The sequence below is a fragment of the Lysinibacillus sp. UBA6686 genome, from assembly GCF_002455205.1.
Lineage (GTDB): Bacteria > Bacillota > Bacilli > Bacillales_A > Planococcaceae > Lysinibacillus > Lysinibacillus pakistanensis.
Window position 1 is genome coordinate 16,086 of sequence record NZ_DKJS01000008.1, and the last position, 17,392, is coordinate 33,477.

A 17,392-nucleotide genomic window follows, 5' to 3' on the forward strand; every position below is an offset into this window, starting at 1 on the left:
TTACTTATTTTTTTTAGCAAAGGGTAGCCACCAGTTCCAGTCACCGAACAGCTTCATGAGACTAGGTACAAGCATAAGACGGATAATGGTCGCATCAATTGCAACGGCAATGGCTATACCTACACCAATTTGTTTAACAGGCATTACATCCGTAAAGGCAAAGGCACCTGTAATAACAATCATAATAAGTGCTGCAGATGTAATAATACGACTAGTAGAAGTAAGTCCATCAATTGTGGCACGTGTATTATCTACGCCTTTTAAATATTCCTCTTGAATACGTGAAATTAAGAAGACTTCATAATCCATACTTAAGCCAAACACCAGACAGAAAACAATAACTGGAATAATCAGGACAATTGAACCTGCATCGATACCAAAATGTCCATATTGGAAAATATAGACGAGTATTCCGAAGGCAGAAGAAAGACCAATAATATTCATAATAATCGCTTTTAGTGGAATTAATACGGATCTGAAAGCGAGCATTAAAATAAAAAATGTTGAAATAAGAATAATAGAAATAGCCAATACAATTTTATTGGCAATTTCATCGAAGATTTCTTGATTGAATTTTGCCTGCCCACCGAGTGCAAAATCAACGCCTAAATCCTTATCTTTCCATTTTCGAGCAAATTTTTGCGCAGTAGATGAAGAACCGGCCGCATCTAATGTAATTGGGATAAATAGCTGAGTATCTTTAGTAAACGTACTTAAAACGGGCTGTAATTGCTCTGCTACCTGTGGAATTTCCAAGGAAGCATTCAGTTCCTCAGGTGTGTTGATGTTAGCAGCCGTATAAATCGTTGACACATTCGTTACTAATGGATCAGCAAGTAGCTTTTCCTGAATCGTATAAATAAGCTCTCTCGCCTCATGATTCTCCCATCCTTCCTTTCGATCAGCGAGCAAGTATAATGTCGAGGTTTCACCAAGCCCAAATGTGTCATCTAATTTATCATAGGCTGTACGTGCATCATATTTAGTCGGTAATGAGTCCACTTGAGGTATTTTAAGTTCAATATCCTTCAATGGAATCATACCAATACCTAATAGGAATAATGCTGCAATAACAATCGTTACTGGATACTTCATAACAAAGCCTGCAAAGCCACGCCATCGATTAGCTCCACCGGGCTTTACACGTATTAAACGCCATTTATTTAAGCGATCTCCTAGGAGCATCATCGTAGCAGGTAGTAGCGTAAGGCCAGAAAGAACTGCCAGTAATACCACAATCGTTCCACCTAATGCAATGTTATGGAAAATTTCAACGTCTATGACTATCATCGCACCCAAACCAATCATCACACATACGGCTGAAAAAATAATAGATCTTCCAGCGGTTTGTATAGCGATTTGTATGGCCTCAGGGATGGATGTATGAGCCCGTTCCTCACGATAACGGTTAATAAACAATAGAGCAAAATCGATACTTAAAGCTAGTCCAAGCATAGGTACTATATTTAATACAAAAATAGATAAGTTAACATTACCGCTAAGCAATGTCATAACGCCAAATGCAGTGACAACTGTGACAACACCAATAATAATTGGTAGTATAGAGGCTACAACAGTCCCAAAAGCAAGTAAGAGGACTATAATTGCAATTGGCAAGCCTATTGCTTCTGCGGACGCTAAATCTTTTTGACTGGCTGTATTAATGTCTGCAGAAATAACGGGTCCACCTGTTATAGTAACACCGTCTTTTTCAATCAAAGAACGAATATCCTCTACAATATCAGTTTGATTATCAATATTATTTTTCAGATGAACCATAGCATAGGCAATGCCGTTCTTTTGTAAAGAGGCATCATCAAGTGGTGACTGAATGGAGTGGATTGCCTTGATGGTATCCAACTTCTTTAAAGTATCTTGAATTTCCTTATCTTTAGCTGGATCGAAAACAACCAAAATTGTATCTGAAGGCAAATCAAAATTTTTGGCTAGCTCTTTTGTGACATAGGTATGATCTCCTTCCACAAAAAAGCCATCTCCTTGCAACTTACTTGGCAATTGTATGGCAAAAACGGCCATAGCAATAAAAATCACAAGCCAAATAGCTACAATGGCTTTTGCATGTGCTGTTATAAAAGCTGAAAAAATTTTCATAGTTGTGTAGCATCCCCCTTTTCAAATAGTGTAAAGGATGTGTCTCATTTTGTCGTGTGACAATGTTAAGACTCCTGTCCACTAATGAACAGGAGTCTTAAAGTGTTGAAAATCAAAATGGTCAATGATACCTTTGTGAGTATTTAGTCAACATGAAGGTGAATCTCGTTCCGAGCTACTCGCTTTATTGCTGACGCTTCGCTTTCGCACGGAGCAAAGCTTCCAGTGGGCGGCAACATGAGTGAAGAAAGCAGTTAGTCGGAACGGAGATAGACTTCTCGTTTTGAAAAAGGGCTATACCAACAACAAGAGACTCCTGTCCACCAATGAACAGGAGTCTTAGATGTAATTTAAAAGAATAAAGATAATAATAAGTAAATAACAGCAGCCATTACTGCAGAAATTGGCATTGTAATAATCCAAGTAGTGACTATTTTACGAGCCATTCCCCAGTTAACACCTCGTACACGTTGTGCAGAGCCTACCCCCATAATTGAGGAAGAAATTACGTGAGTTGTTGATACTGGTAGATGGATTAAAGTAGCGCCAAAAATTACAGATGCAGATGCTAAGTCTGCAGCTACCCCGTTTACAGGGCGGATCTTCATAATTTTACCGCCGACTGTTTTAATAATTTTATAACCGCCTATAGAGGTACCAAGACCCATAGCAGTTGCTGCCGCTGCACGTACCCAAAAAGGAATTTCATCCCCTGTATGTAAGCCTCCAGCAATTAAAGCCATGGTCATAATTCCCATTGCCTTTTGAGCGTCGTTTGTCCCATGTGTAAATGATTGAATAGCTGCTGTGAAAATTTGCATCGTACGGAATCCTTTATTTGTACGATATAAATTCAAATTTTTAAATAATAGTTTAAATAGTGTCATCATCAGAAACCCGGCACAAATAGCAAGGATTGGTGAAAAGACCAATGCCATGATAATTTTAGTAAAGCCGCCATAGTTTAAAACGTTGAAACCCGCAGATGCTACAGCAGCCCCTGCAATGGAACCGATTAATGTGTGTGATGAACTAGAAGGAATTCCAAAATACCATGTTAGTAAATTCCAGATAATTGCCGAAATTAATGCGGCTAAAATAACAATTGAGCCTGTTGTGTCTCCTTGAAAGGCATTTAAAGAGAAAGGATCTACAATGTCTTTTGTAAGAGCTTTTGCCACACCAACAAAAGTAATAGCCCCGATAAAATTCATCGTTGCTGCCATTAAAATGGCTGCTCGTGGTGGTAATGCTCTAGTGGAAACCGAAGTTGCGATAGCATTTGCTGTATCATGGAAGCCGTTGATAAAGTCAAATGTTAGGGCAAAGATGACGACCAGTACGGTTAGTATAATGATTGTGTTCATTGTAAGTGCCCATCTCCTAATTACGCGTTACGCATGATAATTGTTTCCATTGTGTTGGCAACATTTTGACAATAATCAGCGATATCTTCTAATTGTTCATATATATCTTTAAATTTAATAATTCGAATCGGATCTTTCTCATTTAAAAATAATTGTTTGATGGATGAACGTTGTACTTCATCACATTCACGCTCATAATCTTTAATTAGAATTGCGTGTGGACGCATACCAATAAGATTCTTTTTCTTTAACTCTTCTGTTGCTTTAACAATTTCATCAGCACTTTTTGAGATGTATCCTAAGAAGATACGCATTGATTCATCGACTTCTGTTAGGGAGAACATTTCAAAATGAGCGATACAATGCTCCGTACCATCTAATACATCATCCATACGAATCGCAAATTCTAAGATGTCTTCACGCTCGATAGGTGTCATAAATGATTTATTTAGCATGACGATTAGATCATGAATGAGCTTATCGCCAGCCGTTTCGTAATTTTTCATAGTAATGCTAATCTCTTTCAGGTCAGCTACACTGTTGATACGAAAATCATTTGCGTAATGTACGGCCTCTCTCATATTTTCAGCAATTTTATGCAGGGCAATAAAGAAAGGGTCTTGTTTTTTTGAGTTAAGCATGCAAATCGAATCCTCCTGGATATAAAATTAATCGACCTCTAAACTTTACTATCATAACAAAATCTTTAATTTTTCTACATAAAATTCATACATTCTACACAAAACTTTACATTCCTGTAATATGCAAAATGTTCACAAAATATAAGCTGGAAACTGAAAATAGTAATAAAAGAGCTTTTAAATAGGGGATTATAATAGCCAGTATTATACAAAGAACTTTCAATCGTCAATGTAATTGTAAAGATAATGTAAAGAACGGCTTTCTATTTAGTGTGCCCTTTTTCTTAAGAATATCTTCATTTTTATCCTTTAACTTTTTTAAGAATTTTTTTCTACAATAGAAAGAGAATGAGAAAGGGGCGTTAATGACAATGATTCAAGTCGAGAACTTACAACATACATTTTTAATCGGAAAAAAGGGCAAGGAAAAACAAATTCCTGTATTGAAAGGAGTTAACTTTGAGGTTAAGCAAGGAGAGATTGTTGCAATTGTTGGCAAAAGTGGGTCTGGAAAATCAACCCTATTACAAGTTTTAGCGGGATTCATGAAATCTGAGCAAGGATCTATCAAGATTAATGGAAAGGAAACAGCTCATCTTACAGAAGCAGATAGTGCAGCTTTTCGTTTGAGCCAATTTGGCTTTATTTTTCAAAACTTTCAATTAATGCCCGGATTATCTGCGTTTGAAAATATTGAACTTCCTTTAAAGTTACAGGGCGCTAGGAAAGCTGTGCGAAAGGAAAAGGTAAAAAAAATAATGGACAAGGTTGGCTTATCAGAGGTATCAGACCATTATCCAAATGAATTGTCTGGTGGGCAGCAACAGCGTGTAAGTATTGCTAGAGCTTTGATCACTAATCCACCTATACTGTTGGCAGATGAACCTACAGGAAGTCTTGATTCGGAAACTGAGCAAGATATTTTGTTGCTTATCCAAAGCTTAAATCGTGAGCTTGGTTTAACATTTGTCATCATTACTCATGACGAAGAAGTAGCAACCATAGCGCATAGACGTTTCCGTATGTACGACGGTGAGCTTGTTAAGGAGGAGGCTTAACATGTTATTTAAAGATCAGATAGATTTTGTTACACAACATATTAAGAAAAATAAATTACGTGTCTTTATGACGGTGCTAGCAGCAACAATGGGCTGTGCATTTTTAATTGTCCTTGCATCTGTAGGATTTGGTCTACAGGATTCATTACGCAATGATATATTATCAAATGAAAAGGTAACAAAAATTCAAGTATTCGATAATGAGCCGTTTACAGATAAACAAATACAGGAAATAAAAGGGGTCGAGCATGTTGAAACTGTACTTGAAACAATTACAGTGAATGCCTCTGCACACTCATTTTTTGAGGGACGAGATACAAGCTCTAACCTCTATGTTGCCAATATGCAGGATTTTGAGCAAGTAAATGGCAAGCTTGCAGAAGGGAAGTATCCATCAAAACCAAATGAAATTATTGTTGGCTATCATTTTGCTCAAACCTTATTAAATGATGCTGAGCGTAAAATCATTGAAGAAAAAAATAAAGAAGCCGAGGTAGAAGGCACATATTATGATGGTAAAGAAGAAGGGTATAAGGAATCTTTAATTGGCAAAGAAATCGAATTGTCACTCGCACCTAACCTTAGTGCAGCTAAAGAGACAGAGAAAATGAACTATACAATTGTGGGTGTGATGAAGGAGCCCTCCTATGATTGGATGATTAATAACGCTGTCTATATGGACATAGAACAAAAGCCAGTATTAGCATCTAATTTGGCTACAACGGTAGATGTTAAAGAGGATGAAATGTTTTTCTCGGAATTTAATATTTTTGCTGATACGTTAGAAAATGTGAAGCCTATATTAGATAGTCTTAAAGATAAAGGCTATAGCGTGTATTCTATTACTGAACAATTAGATCAAATGAATGTATTTTTCCTTGTTCTAAAGATTGGTCTTATATTTGTTGGAACAATTGCCGTATTAATTGCATCAATTGGTATTTTCAATACAATGACAATGGCCGTAACAGAGCGTACTCGTGAAATTGGTGTGCTAAAGGCCATTGGTGCTAGTCCTAAGCTTATCCAACGATTATTTTTAATGGAAAGTACGTTCATTGGTCTCGTGGGTACTGTTATTGCAGTAGCAATATCATATGCAATAAGCTTCGTAGCTAATGCCGCATTACCGTTAATTTTAAAGGCTGCAACAGGTGAAGATGCTTTTAGTAATAACAATATTATATTTTCCTTAATTCCTTGGCAGCTTGTTGTTATTGCAGCAGCTATCAGTATTGGAGTGGCTATGATTTCAGGCTATCGTCCAGCACGTAAAGCCACTAAAATCGATGTTATCCAAGCGTTACGACAAGAACTATAATAGAGAAGGCGGTCCAAATATATTGGACCGCCTTTTTTTCTGTGTTTACTATAAAAAATTATAAGTATGTTTCTAATTCTTTCGCTAAGAATGGCTGGGCATTTAGTAAGGCTAAAAAATTATCGTAACGAGCACGCTGTTCGGAGCTCGTTTTTTTACCTGTGTGATAAGCACGGATAAGAATGTTTTTTGGTGTGTTTTCCATGTCGATAAACTCCAGTAATTGTGCCTCATAGCCAACAAGAGATAAAATTTCGGCTCGAATAGCATCCGTAGCAAGTGCAGCAAATCGTTCGCGTACAAGTCCATGCTGAAGCATGATGTCAAGTGCTGGTGTATTTAATTGGCGATTTAATTCATGCTGACAGCAAGGAACGCTTAAAATAACCCTTGCTCCCCATTTCACAGCACGTGCTAAAGCCATATCTGTGGCAACATCACAGGCGTGTAATGTCACAACCATATCTACATTTGACTCACTATTATAATCATTAATATCCCCTACTAAAAACTCAAGCTGCTCGTAACCTAAATCATTTGCGATTTTGGAACATTCTTCAATGACTTCTTTTTTCAAATCTAAGCCTGTAACACGAATATCTAAACCCTTTTCAACTTTCAAATAATGGTAAAGCGCAAAAGTTAAATAGGATTTTCCAGAGCCAAAATCTAAAATACGCACCTGGCGATCCTTTGGTAAATAAGCAAGGGCATCATCAATAAATTCAATAAAGCGATTAATTTGTTTAAACTTATCATATTTTTGTTTTTTAATTTTTCCTTCTTCTGATTGCACGCCAAGACGGATTAAAAATGGATATGGTTGATCCTCTCTAAGAAGATAGTTTTTTTGGCGATTATGCGCTAAATTAATTTGCTTGGGAGCGGCTGATTTATCTGATTTCCATAGTACTTTATTCTTTTTGGATAGTTGAATTTGTACTTTTTCGTCTATAAAATCCATATGCGCTTGACGGTATTCATTAAAAAATAATGCAAGTCTTACTGGAAAATCCTCTAGAGGGACATTTTCATGTTTTAAAATACGTTCAAATTGGTACTCAATTTGTATATGATAAACATCCTTAAGCAAAATAGGCTTTAGCTTGATGCGCTTAACTTCATTTGATTTCATTCGTGGTTGACTAATGGTCGCTGTAACAAGTTGCTGCTGTAAAATTCTCTCTGTCAGTTGAGTTTTCATTTCTTCAAATATCATACTTTTTCGCCTTCTTTATTCAGTAATAGATGGCACTAGTTTAACACAATTTATATAGAGCGATGATACTTTAAGTGTTATACAAAATGCATAAAAGTAATTTTATGGGAATATTTACTTTAAGTAGAATAGATGAAAAAGCCACAAGGAGGAGAAAATATGTCAGGTAACATGTATCAATTACTGGCGATTGTTATTTATATGGTAGTAATGCTAGGAATCGGCTGGTATGCATTCGTTAAAACGTCCAATTTAACAGATTATATGCTTGGTGGTCGATCACTTGGCCCTGCTGTAACAGCCCTTAGTGCAGGAGCAGCGGATATGTCAGGCTGGCTCTTAATGGGCTTGCCAGGAGCCATTTATTTATCTGGTTTGGTGGAGGCTTGGATTGCTATTGGGTTAACCGTAGGAGCCTATTTGAATTGGTTGATTGTCGCTCCACGATTGCGTGTCTATACACAAGTAACAAATGACTCCATCACCATTCCAAGTTATTTAGACAATCGTTTACGTGACCATACAAAGCTGATAAGAATTGCATCTGGTATTATTATTTTAATATTTTTTACATTTTATGTATCATCGGGAATGGTAGCAGGGGGTAAGTTTTTTGATAGTTCATTCGGCTATGACTATCATACAGGTTTATTAATTGTGTCTGCAGTTGTTGTAGCTTATACACTATTCGGGGGTTTTTTAGCGGTTAGTTATACCGATTTTTTACAAGGGCTCATTATGTTTTTGGCACTCGTAACTGTACCATTATTTGGTCTATTTTTAACGGGGGGTCTAGGGGATACGATAGCATCTATTAAAGCGGTAAATCCTGAGCATTTAAATTTATTGCCAGCAACTGCAACAGCAGCAGGAGTTATTTCTTCGCTTGCATGGGGGTTAGGTTATTTTGGACAGCCACATATTATTGTTCGTTTTATGGCCATTAGCTCAGTGAAAGAGACGAAGCAGGCTCGACGTATTGGTATTGGCTGGATGATGCTTAGTCTATTTGGTGCGATTGGGACTGCGCTGGTTGGTGTCGCCTATTTCGAACAAAATGCTAGTGAGTTAAAAGATGCTGAAACCGTATTTATTGTGCTTGGTCAAATTCTATTTCATCCCTTTATTGCGGGGATTATGCTAGCTGCCATATTAGCCGCGGTAATGAGTACAATTTCATCGCAATTAATTGTTACTTCTTCAGCACTTGTAGAAGATATTTACAAGGCATTATTTAATAAAACAGCAGAGGATAAGCATTATGTATTTGTTGGGCGTATTGCTGTTTTAGTTGTAGCCATTGTAGCCGCCATTTTAGCTTGGAATCCAGAAAGTTCTATATTGGACTTGGTTGGCTTCGCATGGGCTGGCTTTGGTGCTGCTTTTGGTCCCATTATATTGCTTTCATTATACTGGAGAAAGCTAACAAATTTCGGGGCGTTAAGTGGAATGGTAGCAGGAGCTGCAACAGCCTTTATCTGGGGTAAGATTAAAGTTTTAAGTGGTGCACTGTATGAAATTGTACCAGGCTTCGTTGTTTGTTTCATCGTTGCTGTTATTGTCAGTATGTTGACATATAGACCAAACAAAGAAATAGAAGAGGAATTTGAACGTACCGAAGAATTACTAAAACAAGAGAAATAAACAAAATGCGCCTTTTACAGGGGCGCTTTTTGCTATGAAAAAAACGGCATGATTTAGGGCATTATATGGTAAGATGAAGAAAATTTATCGTAAGAAGCACCAGGTATTGGTGGGAGGATTGTGGATGAATAGAATCAAGGATGTCGATATATTGTTAGAAAAGGCCATATTAGTTGGCGTCAATTTACGAAATGATGAGCATTTTGATTATTCAGTGGAGGAGCTAAAAAATTTAGCAGAAGCTTTAAATGTTGAGGTAGCAGGGGTTATTACTCAAAATTTAGAGCGTATTACGCCATCTCATTATGTAGGCACAGGCAAAATTCAAGAAATAAAAAGCTTTTATGATGAAGCAAATGCTAATTTAATCATTTTCAATGATGAATTGTCTCCTTCACAAATTCGTAATTTAGAGCGTGATTTGGAGACTAAGGTTATTGATCGGACAATGTTAATTTTAGATATTTTTGGACGCCGAGCTAAAACACGAGAATCACAGTTACAGGTAGAGTTAGCGCAGTTGCAATATATGCTGCCTCGATTAGTTGGCTTACATGCCTCTTTGAGTCGCCAGGGGGGTGGCACAGGCGGTGGCTTTAAAAACCGTGGAGCTGGTGAAACGAAGTTAGAGCTAGACCGTCGAAAAATTGAGGATCAAATTGCTAAAATTAAGAAAGAACTAGAGCAAGTAAAGGAACAACGAGAGACGCAGCGTAAACAACGACGCAAAAATGCTGTCCCTGTCGTTTCTATTGTTGGCTATACGAATGCTGGTAAATCTACTATTATGAATCAACTACTCGCTAAAATCGGGCAGGAGGATCATAAACAAGTATTTGAAAAGGATATGCTATTTGCTACGCTTGAAACATCTGTCCGTCAAATAGAACTACCTGATAGGAAGAATTTTTTATTAACAGATACAGTTGGGTTTGTTAGTAAATTGCCACATCATTTAGTAAAGGCGTTCCGTTCTACGCTGGAGGAAGCGCGTGATGCAGATTTATTGCTACATGTGGTAGATGTATCAAATGCAGAGCATGGTTTTATGATGCAGGTAACGAATGAAACACTTAAAGCTGTGGGTGTTGAAGGAATACCAACGATTTATGTTTACAATAAAGCTGATTTGGCAAACGTTCCATACCCAGTTGTAAGTGGAGATAATATTTGGATCTCTGCAAAGCAGGGAGTTGGTTTAGAGGAATTACTACAATTGATACGACAACATATTTTCGCTAACTATGTGACGTGCAAAATGCTCATACCCTATGAACAAGGGAATATTGTGTCCTATTTAAATGAACATGCTTCTGTCTATGACACAGAATATGAAGAAAATGGAACACTGCTTACTCTTGAGGTCAAGGAAGCTGATTATACGAAATATGAGGGATACGTAATTTAATCGCCATACTGATGTAAAAGCATGCTATTTCTAGCATGCTTTTTATCATGACTACGTTCGAAATGCTTTGTGGATAATCCTAGCATATATGTTAAAACTATAAAAAATCTGATTATAAAGTATTTTGAAATAATTTAATAGCTATTTATAGTTTTATTGTAATGGAAGAGTAAGAAAACTTAGATATATCAAAGGACTTAATATTATTATATAAAAATAAGTCTGAAATTATAGAAAAATGATAAATTTTCAACATTTTTTAAAACTCTTGATAAAGTTTTTAAAACGCTTTAGTATGATGAAACAAAGTTTTTTATTCATGATAATGGGTAATAATATTTTTGTTGAATAATGAAATCGGGAGAGGATATTGTTATGTCTACTAAAGATGAAATTGTAAAATCCGTCCCTCAAAATGGCTTTGTTGGACACCCTAAAGGGCTCTTTACATTATTTTTTACAGAATTTTGGGAACGATTCTCCTACTATGGTATGCGAGCAATTCTCATTTTCTTTATGTATTATGAATTGAACCAAGGCGGACTTGGTTTAGATCGTGGAACAGCAAACTCTATAATGGCTATTTATGGTTCACTCGTATATATGTCGGGGATCATTGGGGGCTGGATTGCCGATCGACTGTTAGGTACACGTAAAACAATATTTTATGGTGGCGTGTTAATCATGGTTGGTCATTTACTGCTAGCATTACCAGGTGGTATACCCATGTTATTTACTTCAATGGCCTTTATTGTTATGGGGACAGGCCTATTAAAGCCAAACGTTTCAAGTATTGTTGGCGATATTTATGCAGAAACGGATAGCCGTCGTGACGCAGGGTTCTCAATTTTCTATATGGGTATTAACATGGGGGCATTCATTGCACCATTTATTGTCGGAACAATTGGACAAAAATATAATTTCCACCTTGGCTTCGGTTTTGCTGGGTTAGGTATGCTAATTGGTTTAATTGTTTATAAATTAACAGAGAAAAAATATTTGGGGTTAGCAGGCTTACAAGTCAATAATCCGTTAAAGCCAGAAGAACGTAAAAAAGTCTTTACACAATTCGGTATGGCAGCATTAATTATTATCATTTTAGGTGCAATCGGCATTAAAACGGGTGTACTGACAATGAATGTATTCAGTTTAATCATTACAGCTTTAGGAATTATCATTCCAACGCTGTTCTTTTTCTTCATGTATCGTAGTAAAAAAACAACACAGGATGAGAAATCTCGTCTACTTGCCTATATTCCATTGTTTTTATCTGCAGTTATGTTTTGGGCAATTCAGGAGCAAGGTGCTACTATTTTAGCAACATACGCAGATTCGCGTACACAGTTGAATATTGGTGGCTTTCACATTCAATCTTCATGGTTCCAATCATTAAACCCATTATTCGTTATTACGATGGCTCCGTTATTTGCAATGCTATGGTTAAAATGGGGAGATAAACAACCAACTACTCCTCGAAAATTTGCCTATTCTTTATTCTTTGCAGGGCTATCATTCCTAGTAATGATGATTCCGGCATATTTATCAGGTGGAGAAGCATTAGTAAGTCCATGGTGGTTAGTCTTATCTTTCTTTTTAGTCGTTGTCGGAGAGCTTTTGTTATCACCAGTAGGGTTGTCAGCTACGACAAAATTAGCACCAAAGGCATTCGCTGCACAAACAATGTCTCTATGGTTTTTAACTAGTGCCGCGGCGCAAGCGATTAATGCGCAACTTGTTAGGGTATATGAAGTTGTAAGCGAATTCACGTATTTCGGCTTCTTAGGTTCTTTATCAATTGTTATCGGGATTATTTTATTAGTACTTTCGCCAATCATTTCAAAAGCTATGCGAGGTATTAACTAAATTAAAGGATGTAAGTACAGTTTAATGATGGCTGTACTTACATCTTTTTTTATTGATTTTAAAACTGGATGGATAGAATGAATGAAATGATTAAAAGGGAAGCAGAAGTGAAGGATAGAAGTATCAAAGTGAAGGATAGGACACATAAAGTGACTGATAGGAAAGAGCTGTCGCTATCGTTTTATTTGCTAAATGTGGGTATAAGCTTCTATGAAAAGATTTTTTTTTAGTTATAATAATCTTACTAGTATGAAAATTAAAGGGGGCTGGTTGCTATGAAGGAAGCATTGGATCGTTTGAGGCCAAGATTAATGGAAATTTTCACATATTTACATGCAAATCCAGAAGTAAGCTGGCATGAGGTTGAAACCACCAATTATATTTTTGATTTATTAACAAATGAAGGATTTTTACCTATACGCTTTAAAAACAGTACAGGACTTTATGTTGACGTAGGAAAAGGCAGTCCCAAGGTTGGCTTGCGAACAGACATAGATGCGTTATGGCAGGAGGTAGATGGTGTTTTTCGAGCAAATCACTCCTGTGGGCACGATGGACATATGACGATGGCTATTGGTGCTCTGTTGCTGTTAAAAGAGCAGGCTCAGTCGTTAAAGGGTACCATTCGTGTAATATTCCAGCCCGCTGAAGAAAAAGGAACAGGTGCTTTATCTGTTCTAAAGGAGGGAGTTATTGATGATTTAGACTTTTTATTCGGTGTCCATGTAAGACCGGTGCATGAACTTGAAGATGGTACATATTGTGCTGCATTGTATCATGGTGCCTCACGATTAATGGAGGGAGAAATTATTGGTGAAGATGCACATGCAGCAAGACCACATCTTGGTGTAAATGCTATTGAGGTAGGAGCAACAATTATTGAAGATTTAAGAACCATTCATACCGATCCAATGGTTCCAGTGTCCATCAAGATGACTAAATTCCACGCGGGAGGTGAATCTGGCAATATTATTCCGGGGAATGCATCCTTTACGATTGATATTCGCGCGCAGAAAAATGATGTCATGGATGCACTTGCTCAAGGTGTAAAACGGGTGATTGACTCCTCTAAAATCTTGCATAAAGTACAAATTGAATTAAGAACAGTTGCAAATATAGTCGCAGCTGAGGTAGACCCTGCTGCTCAATACATCATGGAACAGGCGATCGTCCAAGCGACCGGATTGTCGAATTTAAGAAAGCCAGTTCATACACCAGGTGGCGAGGATTTTCATCACTATGCAGTGCAACGCCCCCATTTAAAAACAAGTATGCTCGGTTTAGGCTGTGGATTAACCCCAGGGCTGCACCATCCAAAGATGAGATTTAAACAGGCAAGACTTGTAACGGGAGTTGAAATTCTGACAAGAGCGGTATTGTTAGCTTTGGAGTCGGGGAATACGAAGGAGGCATCGGCATAATGTTAGAAAGAGTGCGAATTCAAAAAATAATGACACCTAATGAGATTGCAGAAGTGCAGAGTTTAAATGCAGAGATTTGGGGAACTCAGGCTATCCCCTCACATCAATTATTGGCAGCAGTCCAAAATGGTGGACTAGTACTTGGAGCTTATTTAGAGGAAAAGCTTATTGGCTTTAACTATTGTTTTGTAGGTTATCGTGAAGGGATAATGTATTTGCACTCACACATGATTGGTGTGGAGAAATCATATCGTGAACAAGGCGTAGGAGAATTATTAAAGCACGCACAACAGGAATATGCAAGGGATCATGGGTTTCAGCTTGTGCAATGGCTATTTGAACCATTGGAAGCGCGTATGGCTAATTTGTCATTTTTGAAATTGAATGCTTTTAGTTATCAGTATGAAAATGATTATTATGGTCAGCTCCAAGATGATTTTAACGAGGGGCTGCCTTCAGATCGTATTGTTGTAGAATGGTGGATTGAGCGTGATCGAGTAGAGGATAGTTTGGATGAGCTGGAAGAGGGAGCTGAAGAAGTTGTACCGTGGTCATTGACAGTGGATGGCTTACCAGTACTAGATATCGATGGTACATTCCAGCAAGAGCAATCCTTTTATAAAGATGCTTATTTATTACCTATCCCTCAATTTTTACAAAAGATGAAAGTGGAAAGCCCTAAGCTTGCAGAGGACTGGCGTTATAAAGTTCGTACAATCTTAACAACATTATTTGAACAAGATTATGCCATTGTAAGAATGAAAAAGCACAAGGAATATGTGCATAGCTATCTGTTAGTAAGACGCTCCTTATTAGCTTTATAATAAGGTTAAGGAGTGAATATGCGTGAAACTAAAGGAAATTATTGTTAGACATATAAAAATGCCCATGAAAGCGCCTTTTGCAACGAGCTTTGGTACCATTCACGACAAAGAATTGCTACTAATAGAAGCCAAAGATCAATCAGGCACGATAGGATGGGGAGAAGCAGTTGCCTTTGTAGCACCTTGGTATACAGAGGAAACATTAAAAACAACATGGCATATGCTGGAGGACTTTTTGATACCTATCTTGTTACATAAAGAGATTGGGCATCCAGATGAGGTTAGTACTTTATTTTCCTCGATTCGCCGTAACTGCATGGCAAAGGCCTCAATTGAAGGTGCTGTATGGGATATATACGCGCAGCAAACAAATCAATCATTGGCTAGAGCCTTAGGCGGTAAAAAGGAGCGAATAGAGGTAGGAGTTAGTGTGGGTATTCAGCCTTCAAAGGAAGTTTTACTCACTGTTATACAGAATCATCTTAAAAAGGGCTATAAACGAGTGAAAGTGAAAATTAAGCCAGGCCATGATGTGGAGGTGGTACGTGCTATTCGTTCTGAAATGCCTGATCTCCCGTTGATGGTAGACGCTAATTCAGCCTATTCATTAAATGATTTAGATGTATTGCAGCAGCTTGATGCATATAATTTATTAATGATAGAGCAGCCATTAGCTGTGGATGATATTGTGGATCATGCTAAGCTGCAAGGGAAAATAACAACACCTATTTGCTTAGACGAAAGTATCACCTGCTATGAGGATGCCCGCAAGGCAATAGAGCTTGGTAGCTGTGGTGTTATAAATATCAAGATAGGACGAGTTGGCGGATTAACCGAAGCCAAGCGAATCCATGATCTATGTAAAGAGAATAATATTCCAGTTTGGTGTGGTGGCATGCTAGAGGCAGGAATTGGACGAGCACATAATATAGCATTAACATCACTTAGCAATTTTATATTGCCTGGAGATACTGCGGGTTCTAGTCATTATTGGTATGAGGACATTATTTTTCCTGGAGTGATTGTGGAAGACGGCTATATAAGTGTGCCACAGACTATAGGAATAGGATATTCGCCAAATATAAAAGTAATTGAGAAGTTGACACTTAGCAAGAAAGTTTACCAATAATTAGAGTAGGGCGTTGGCCGATTTTCCCTCTAAATTCCATATTTTTTTGTGATATGCATCTCTTAGTGATTTAACATCAAAAACGAGGAGAGGACTGTTTGAAGAAAAGCTTGCAAATCGGTGGTGCCTATGTAGGGATTATCGTCGGTGCAGGATTTGCATCAGGACAGGAGATCGTACTTTATTTTACGAGCTATGGCTATAAAGGAATTTACGGTGCATTTCTTGCTACTTTTGGGTTTGCTTTAATTGGTATGTGCATTGCCCAAATTAGCTCAAGATACCGTACAATATCACATAAGGATTTGATTTATCAAATATCAGGGCAATCTATGGGATTTGTGATGGATTATTTACTGTCACTCTTCCTATTTGGTGTAGCGGTTATCATGTTTGCTGGAGCGGGTGCCACATTACAGCAAATGTTTGGGCTACCTGTTTGGCTAGGAAGCATTTGCATGATTGTTCTTACGATCGCAACAGTCATGATGAATGTCAAAAGCATCATCAACATTATTGCGATAGCTACCCCTTATTTGCTAATTATTGTATCCATAATAGCGGTCTATTCATTAGCCACAATGGATTTAACCTTCGTTGAGCAGTCTGTGATTGCACAGCAGGCACGAGTAAGTTCAAAAAGCTGGTGGATGACGGCATTACTTTATATGTCTTTTAATATAGGTGTTTGTTTTTCCCTATTAACAGTAATGTGTGGTGCTATTCGCAATGAGAAGGTTGCAGGTATGGGGGGCATTATAGGTGGGATTTTGCTTGGAGCTTTAATATTGCTAATTAATCTTTCCCTTCTTGCTAAAATGAATGTCATAGTAGGATTAGACATACCGATGCTAGCATTGGCAAATGAAATTCATCCATTCGCTGGTCTTCTAATGTCCTTTTCTTTATTAGGAATGATTTATAATACTGCCGTAGGAATGTTTTATTCCTTTATGGTTCGTTTTTTTAAACCTAGCAAACCCAGTTTTAAGGTTGCGAGCGTCATGATTGGCATCTTAGGTTTTTTTGCAAGCCTCGCCGGATTTACGACGCTTGTGGCAAAGCTATATGCTGTTATGGGATATGTAGGTTTTATGTTAGTAATTTTTATTATTTTTGCATGGCTAAAAAGAAATCAACGTATTGCTTAATTAAAAAGGTGATTGAGGAAAGATAAAATATTTTATTCTCAATTACCTTTTTCCTTTGTATAAGAAATTTGAAGAATAAGTGAATATTTTCAATTTACGTAATAGTAGAAAGTGTTGCTATTTTGTTATTTCTGCTCGTTTTTAAAGAATTCTAGTAAAAACGAGAACAATTCTCATTTATAGGTTGACTGAGAATGAAAACACACTTATAATGGGAATCGTGAGTAATGATAA

The 17,392-nt window shown here is 37.3% G+C and carries 13 protein-coding genes; 9 read left to right on the top strand and 4 right to left on the bottom strand.

Annotation, left to right across the window (positions count from 1 at the left end; genetic code table 11):
* The 3 genes from B2R82_RS02155 to B2R82_RS02165 all read right to left on the bottom strand — a co-directional run bounded on the left by B2R82_RS02155 (position 1) and on the right by B2R82_RS02165 (position 4,120).
* Positions 1–2,112 carry an MMPL family transporter gene (locus B2R82_RS02155; RefSeq protein WP_286923302.1) on the bottom strand — a complete coding sequence of 704 codons (2,112 nt, stop codon included), beginning with the start codon at positions 2,110–2,112 and terminating at the stop codon, positions 1–3.
* A 350-nt stretch (positions 2,113–2,462) separates the two neighbouring features.
* Positions 2,463–3,479, bottom strand: coding sequence for an inorganic phosphate transporter (locus tag B2R82_RS02160; protein WP_286923303.1), 1,017 nt, complete (start codon positions 3,477–3,479; stop codon positions 2,463–2,465).
* A gap of 20 nt (positions 3,480–3,499) precedes the next feature.
* Positions 3,500–4,120 (bottom strand): DUF47 domain-containing protein, encoded by a 621-nt coding sequence (locus B2R82_RS02165; RefSeq protein WP_283869854.1) that lies wholly within the window; start codon positions 4,118–4,120, stop codon positions 3,500–3,502.
* Between the two features lie 371 nt (positions 4,121–4,491).
* Here B2R82_RS02165 and B2R82_RS02170 point away from each other — a divergent pair, with 371 nt between their 5' ends.
* Positions 4,492–5,178: an ABC transporter ATP-binding protein gene (locus tag B2R82_RS02170; RefSeq protein WP_286923304.1), complete on the top strand. Its 687-nt coding sequence runs from the start codon at positions 4,492–4,494 to the stop codon at positions 5,176–5,178.
* A 1-nt stretch (position 5,179) separates the two neighbouring features.
* Positions 5,180–6,499 carry an ABC transporter permease gene (locus tag B2R82_RS02175; RefSeq protein WP_286923305.1) on the top strand — a complete coding sequence of 440 codons (1,320 nt, stop codon included), beginning with the start codon at positions 5,180–5,182 and terminating at the stop codon, positions 6,497–6,499.
* Positions 6,500–6,557: 58 nt separating this feature from the next.
* On the opposite strand, the gene B2R82_RS02180 is transcribed toward B2R82_RS02175, so the two are convergent.
* A complete protein-coding gene (locus B2R82_RS02180) occupies positions 6,558–7,718 on the bottom strand; it encodes a class I SAM-dependent methyltransferase (protein ID WP_286923306.1) in 1,161 nt (386 codons plus the stop codon).
* 159 nt (positions 7,719–7,877) lie between these two features.
* On the opposite strand from B2R82_RS02180, the gene putP reads away from it, so the two are divergent.
* The 7 genes from putP (at position 7,878) to B2R82_RS02215 (ending at position 17,158) form a co-directional block, all read left to right on the top strand.
* A complete protein-coding gene (putP, locus tag B2R82_RS02185) occupies positions 7,878–9,362 on the top strand; it encodes a sodium/proline symporter PutP (RefSeq protein ID WP_286923307.1) in 1,485 nt (494 codons plus the stop codon).
* Between the two features lie 124 nt (positions 9,363–9,486).
* Positions 9,487–10,770 carry a GTPase HflX gene (gene hflX / locus B2R82_RS02190; protein WP_286923308.1) on the top strand — a complete coding sequence of 428 codons (1,284 nt, stop codon included), beginning with the start codon at positions 9,487–9,489 and terminating at the stop codon, positions 10,768–10,770.
* 375 nt (positions 10,771–11,145) lie between these two features.
* Complete coding sequence (locus B2R82_RS02195; RefSeq protein ID WP_286923309.1) at positions 11,146–12,633, top strand: peptide MFS transporter; 1,488 nt, start codon at positions 11,146–11,148, stop codon at positions 12,631–12,633.
* A 275-nt stretch (positions 12,634–12,908) separates the two neighbouring features.
* On the top strand, positions 12,909–14,054 hold the full coding sequence (locus B2R82_RS02200; RefSeq protein WP_286923310.1) for a M20 peptidase aminoacylase family protein: 1,146 nt from the start codon (positions 12,909–12,911) through the stop codon (positions 14,052–14,054).
* Positions 14,054–14,878, top strand: a complete 825-nt coding sequence (locus B2R82_RS02205; RefSeq protein WP_286923311.1) for a GNAT family N-acetyltransferase — start codon at positions 14,054–14,056, stop codon at positions 14,876–14,878. The genes B2R82_RS02200 and B2R82_RS02205 overlap by 1 nt, the downstream gene beginning before the upstream one ends.
* Positions 14,879–14,900: 22 nt before the next feature.
* On the top strand, positions 14,901–16,007 hold the full coding sequence (menC, locus tag B2R82_RS02210; protein ID WP_286923312.1) for an o-succinylbenzoate synthase: 1,107 nt from the start codon (positions 14,901–14,903) through the stop codon (positions 16,005–16,007).
* A gap of 98 nt (positions 16,008–16,105) precedes the next feature.
* The gene (locus tag B2R82_RS02215) at positions 16,106–17,158 is read left to right on the top strand and encodes a hypothetical protein (protein WP_286923313.1); all 1,053 of its coding nucleotides are present in this window, start codon (positions 16,106–16,108) and stop codon (positions 17,156–17,158) included.
* Positions 17,159–17,392 lie beyond the last annotated feature (234 nt).

What these genes read in the sequence shown, in the direction of transcription:
- B2R82_RS02155 (WP_286923302.1), bottom strand. Translation starts at nt 2,112, where the DNA reads ATGAAAATTTTTTCAGCTTTTATAACAGCACATGCAAAAGCCATTGTA.
- B2R82_RS02205 (WP_286923311.1), top strand. Translation starts at nt 14,054, where the DNA reads ATGTTAGAAAGAGTGCGAATTCAAAAAATAATGACACCTAATGAGATT.
- B2R82_RS02160 (WP_286923303.1), bottom strand. Translation starts at nt 3,479, where the DNA reads ATGAACACAATCATTATACTAACCGTACTGGTCGTCATCTTTGCCCTA.
- putP (WP_286923307.1), top strand. Translation starts at nt 7,878, where the DNA reads ATGTCAGGTAACATGTATCAATTACTGGCGATTGTTATTTATATGGTA.
- B2R82_RS02200 (WP_286923310.1), top strand. Translation starts at nt 12,909, where the DNA reads ATGAAGGAAGCATTGGATCGTTTGAGGCCAAGATTAATGGAAATTTTC.
- hflX (WP_286923308.1), top strand. Translation starts at nt 9,487, where the DNA reads ATGAATAGAATCAAGGATGTCGATATATTGTTAGAAAAGGCCATATTA.
- B2R82_RS02180 (WP_286923306.1), bottom strand. Translation starts at nt 7,718, where the DNA reads ATGATATTTGAAGAAATGAAAACTCAACTGACAGAGAGAATTTTACAG.
- B2R82_RS02175 (WP_286923305.1), top strand. Translation starts at nt 5,180, where the DNA reads ATGTTATTTAAAGATCAGATAGATTTTGTTACACAACATATTAAGAAA.
- B2R82_RS02165 (WP_283869854.1), bottom strand. Translation starts at nt 4,120, where the DNA reads ATGCTTAACTCAAAAAAACAAGACCCTTTCTTTATTGCCCTGCATAAA.
- B2R82_RS02170 (WP_286923304.1), top strand. Translation starts at nt 4,492, where the DNA reads ATGATTCAAGTCGAGAACTTACAACATACATTTTTAATCGGAAAAAAG.
- B2R82_RS02195 (WP_286923309.1), top strand. Translation starts at nt 11,146, where the DNA reads ATGTCTACTAAAGATGAAATTGTAAAATCCGTCCCTCAAAATGGCTTT.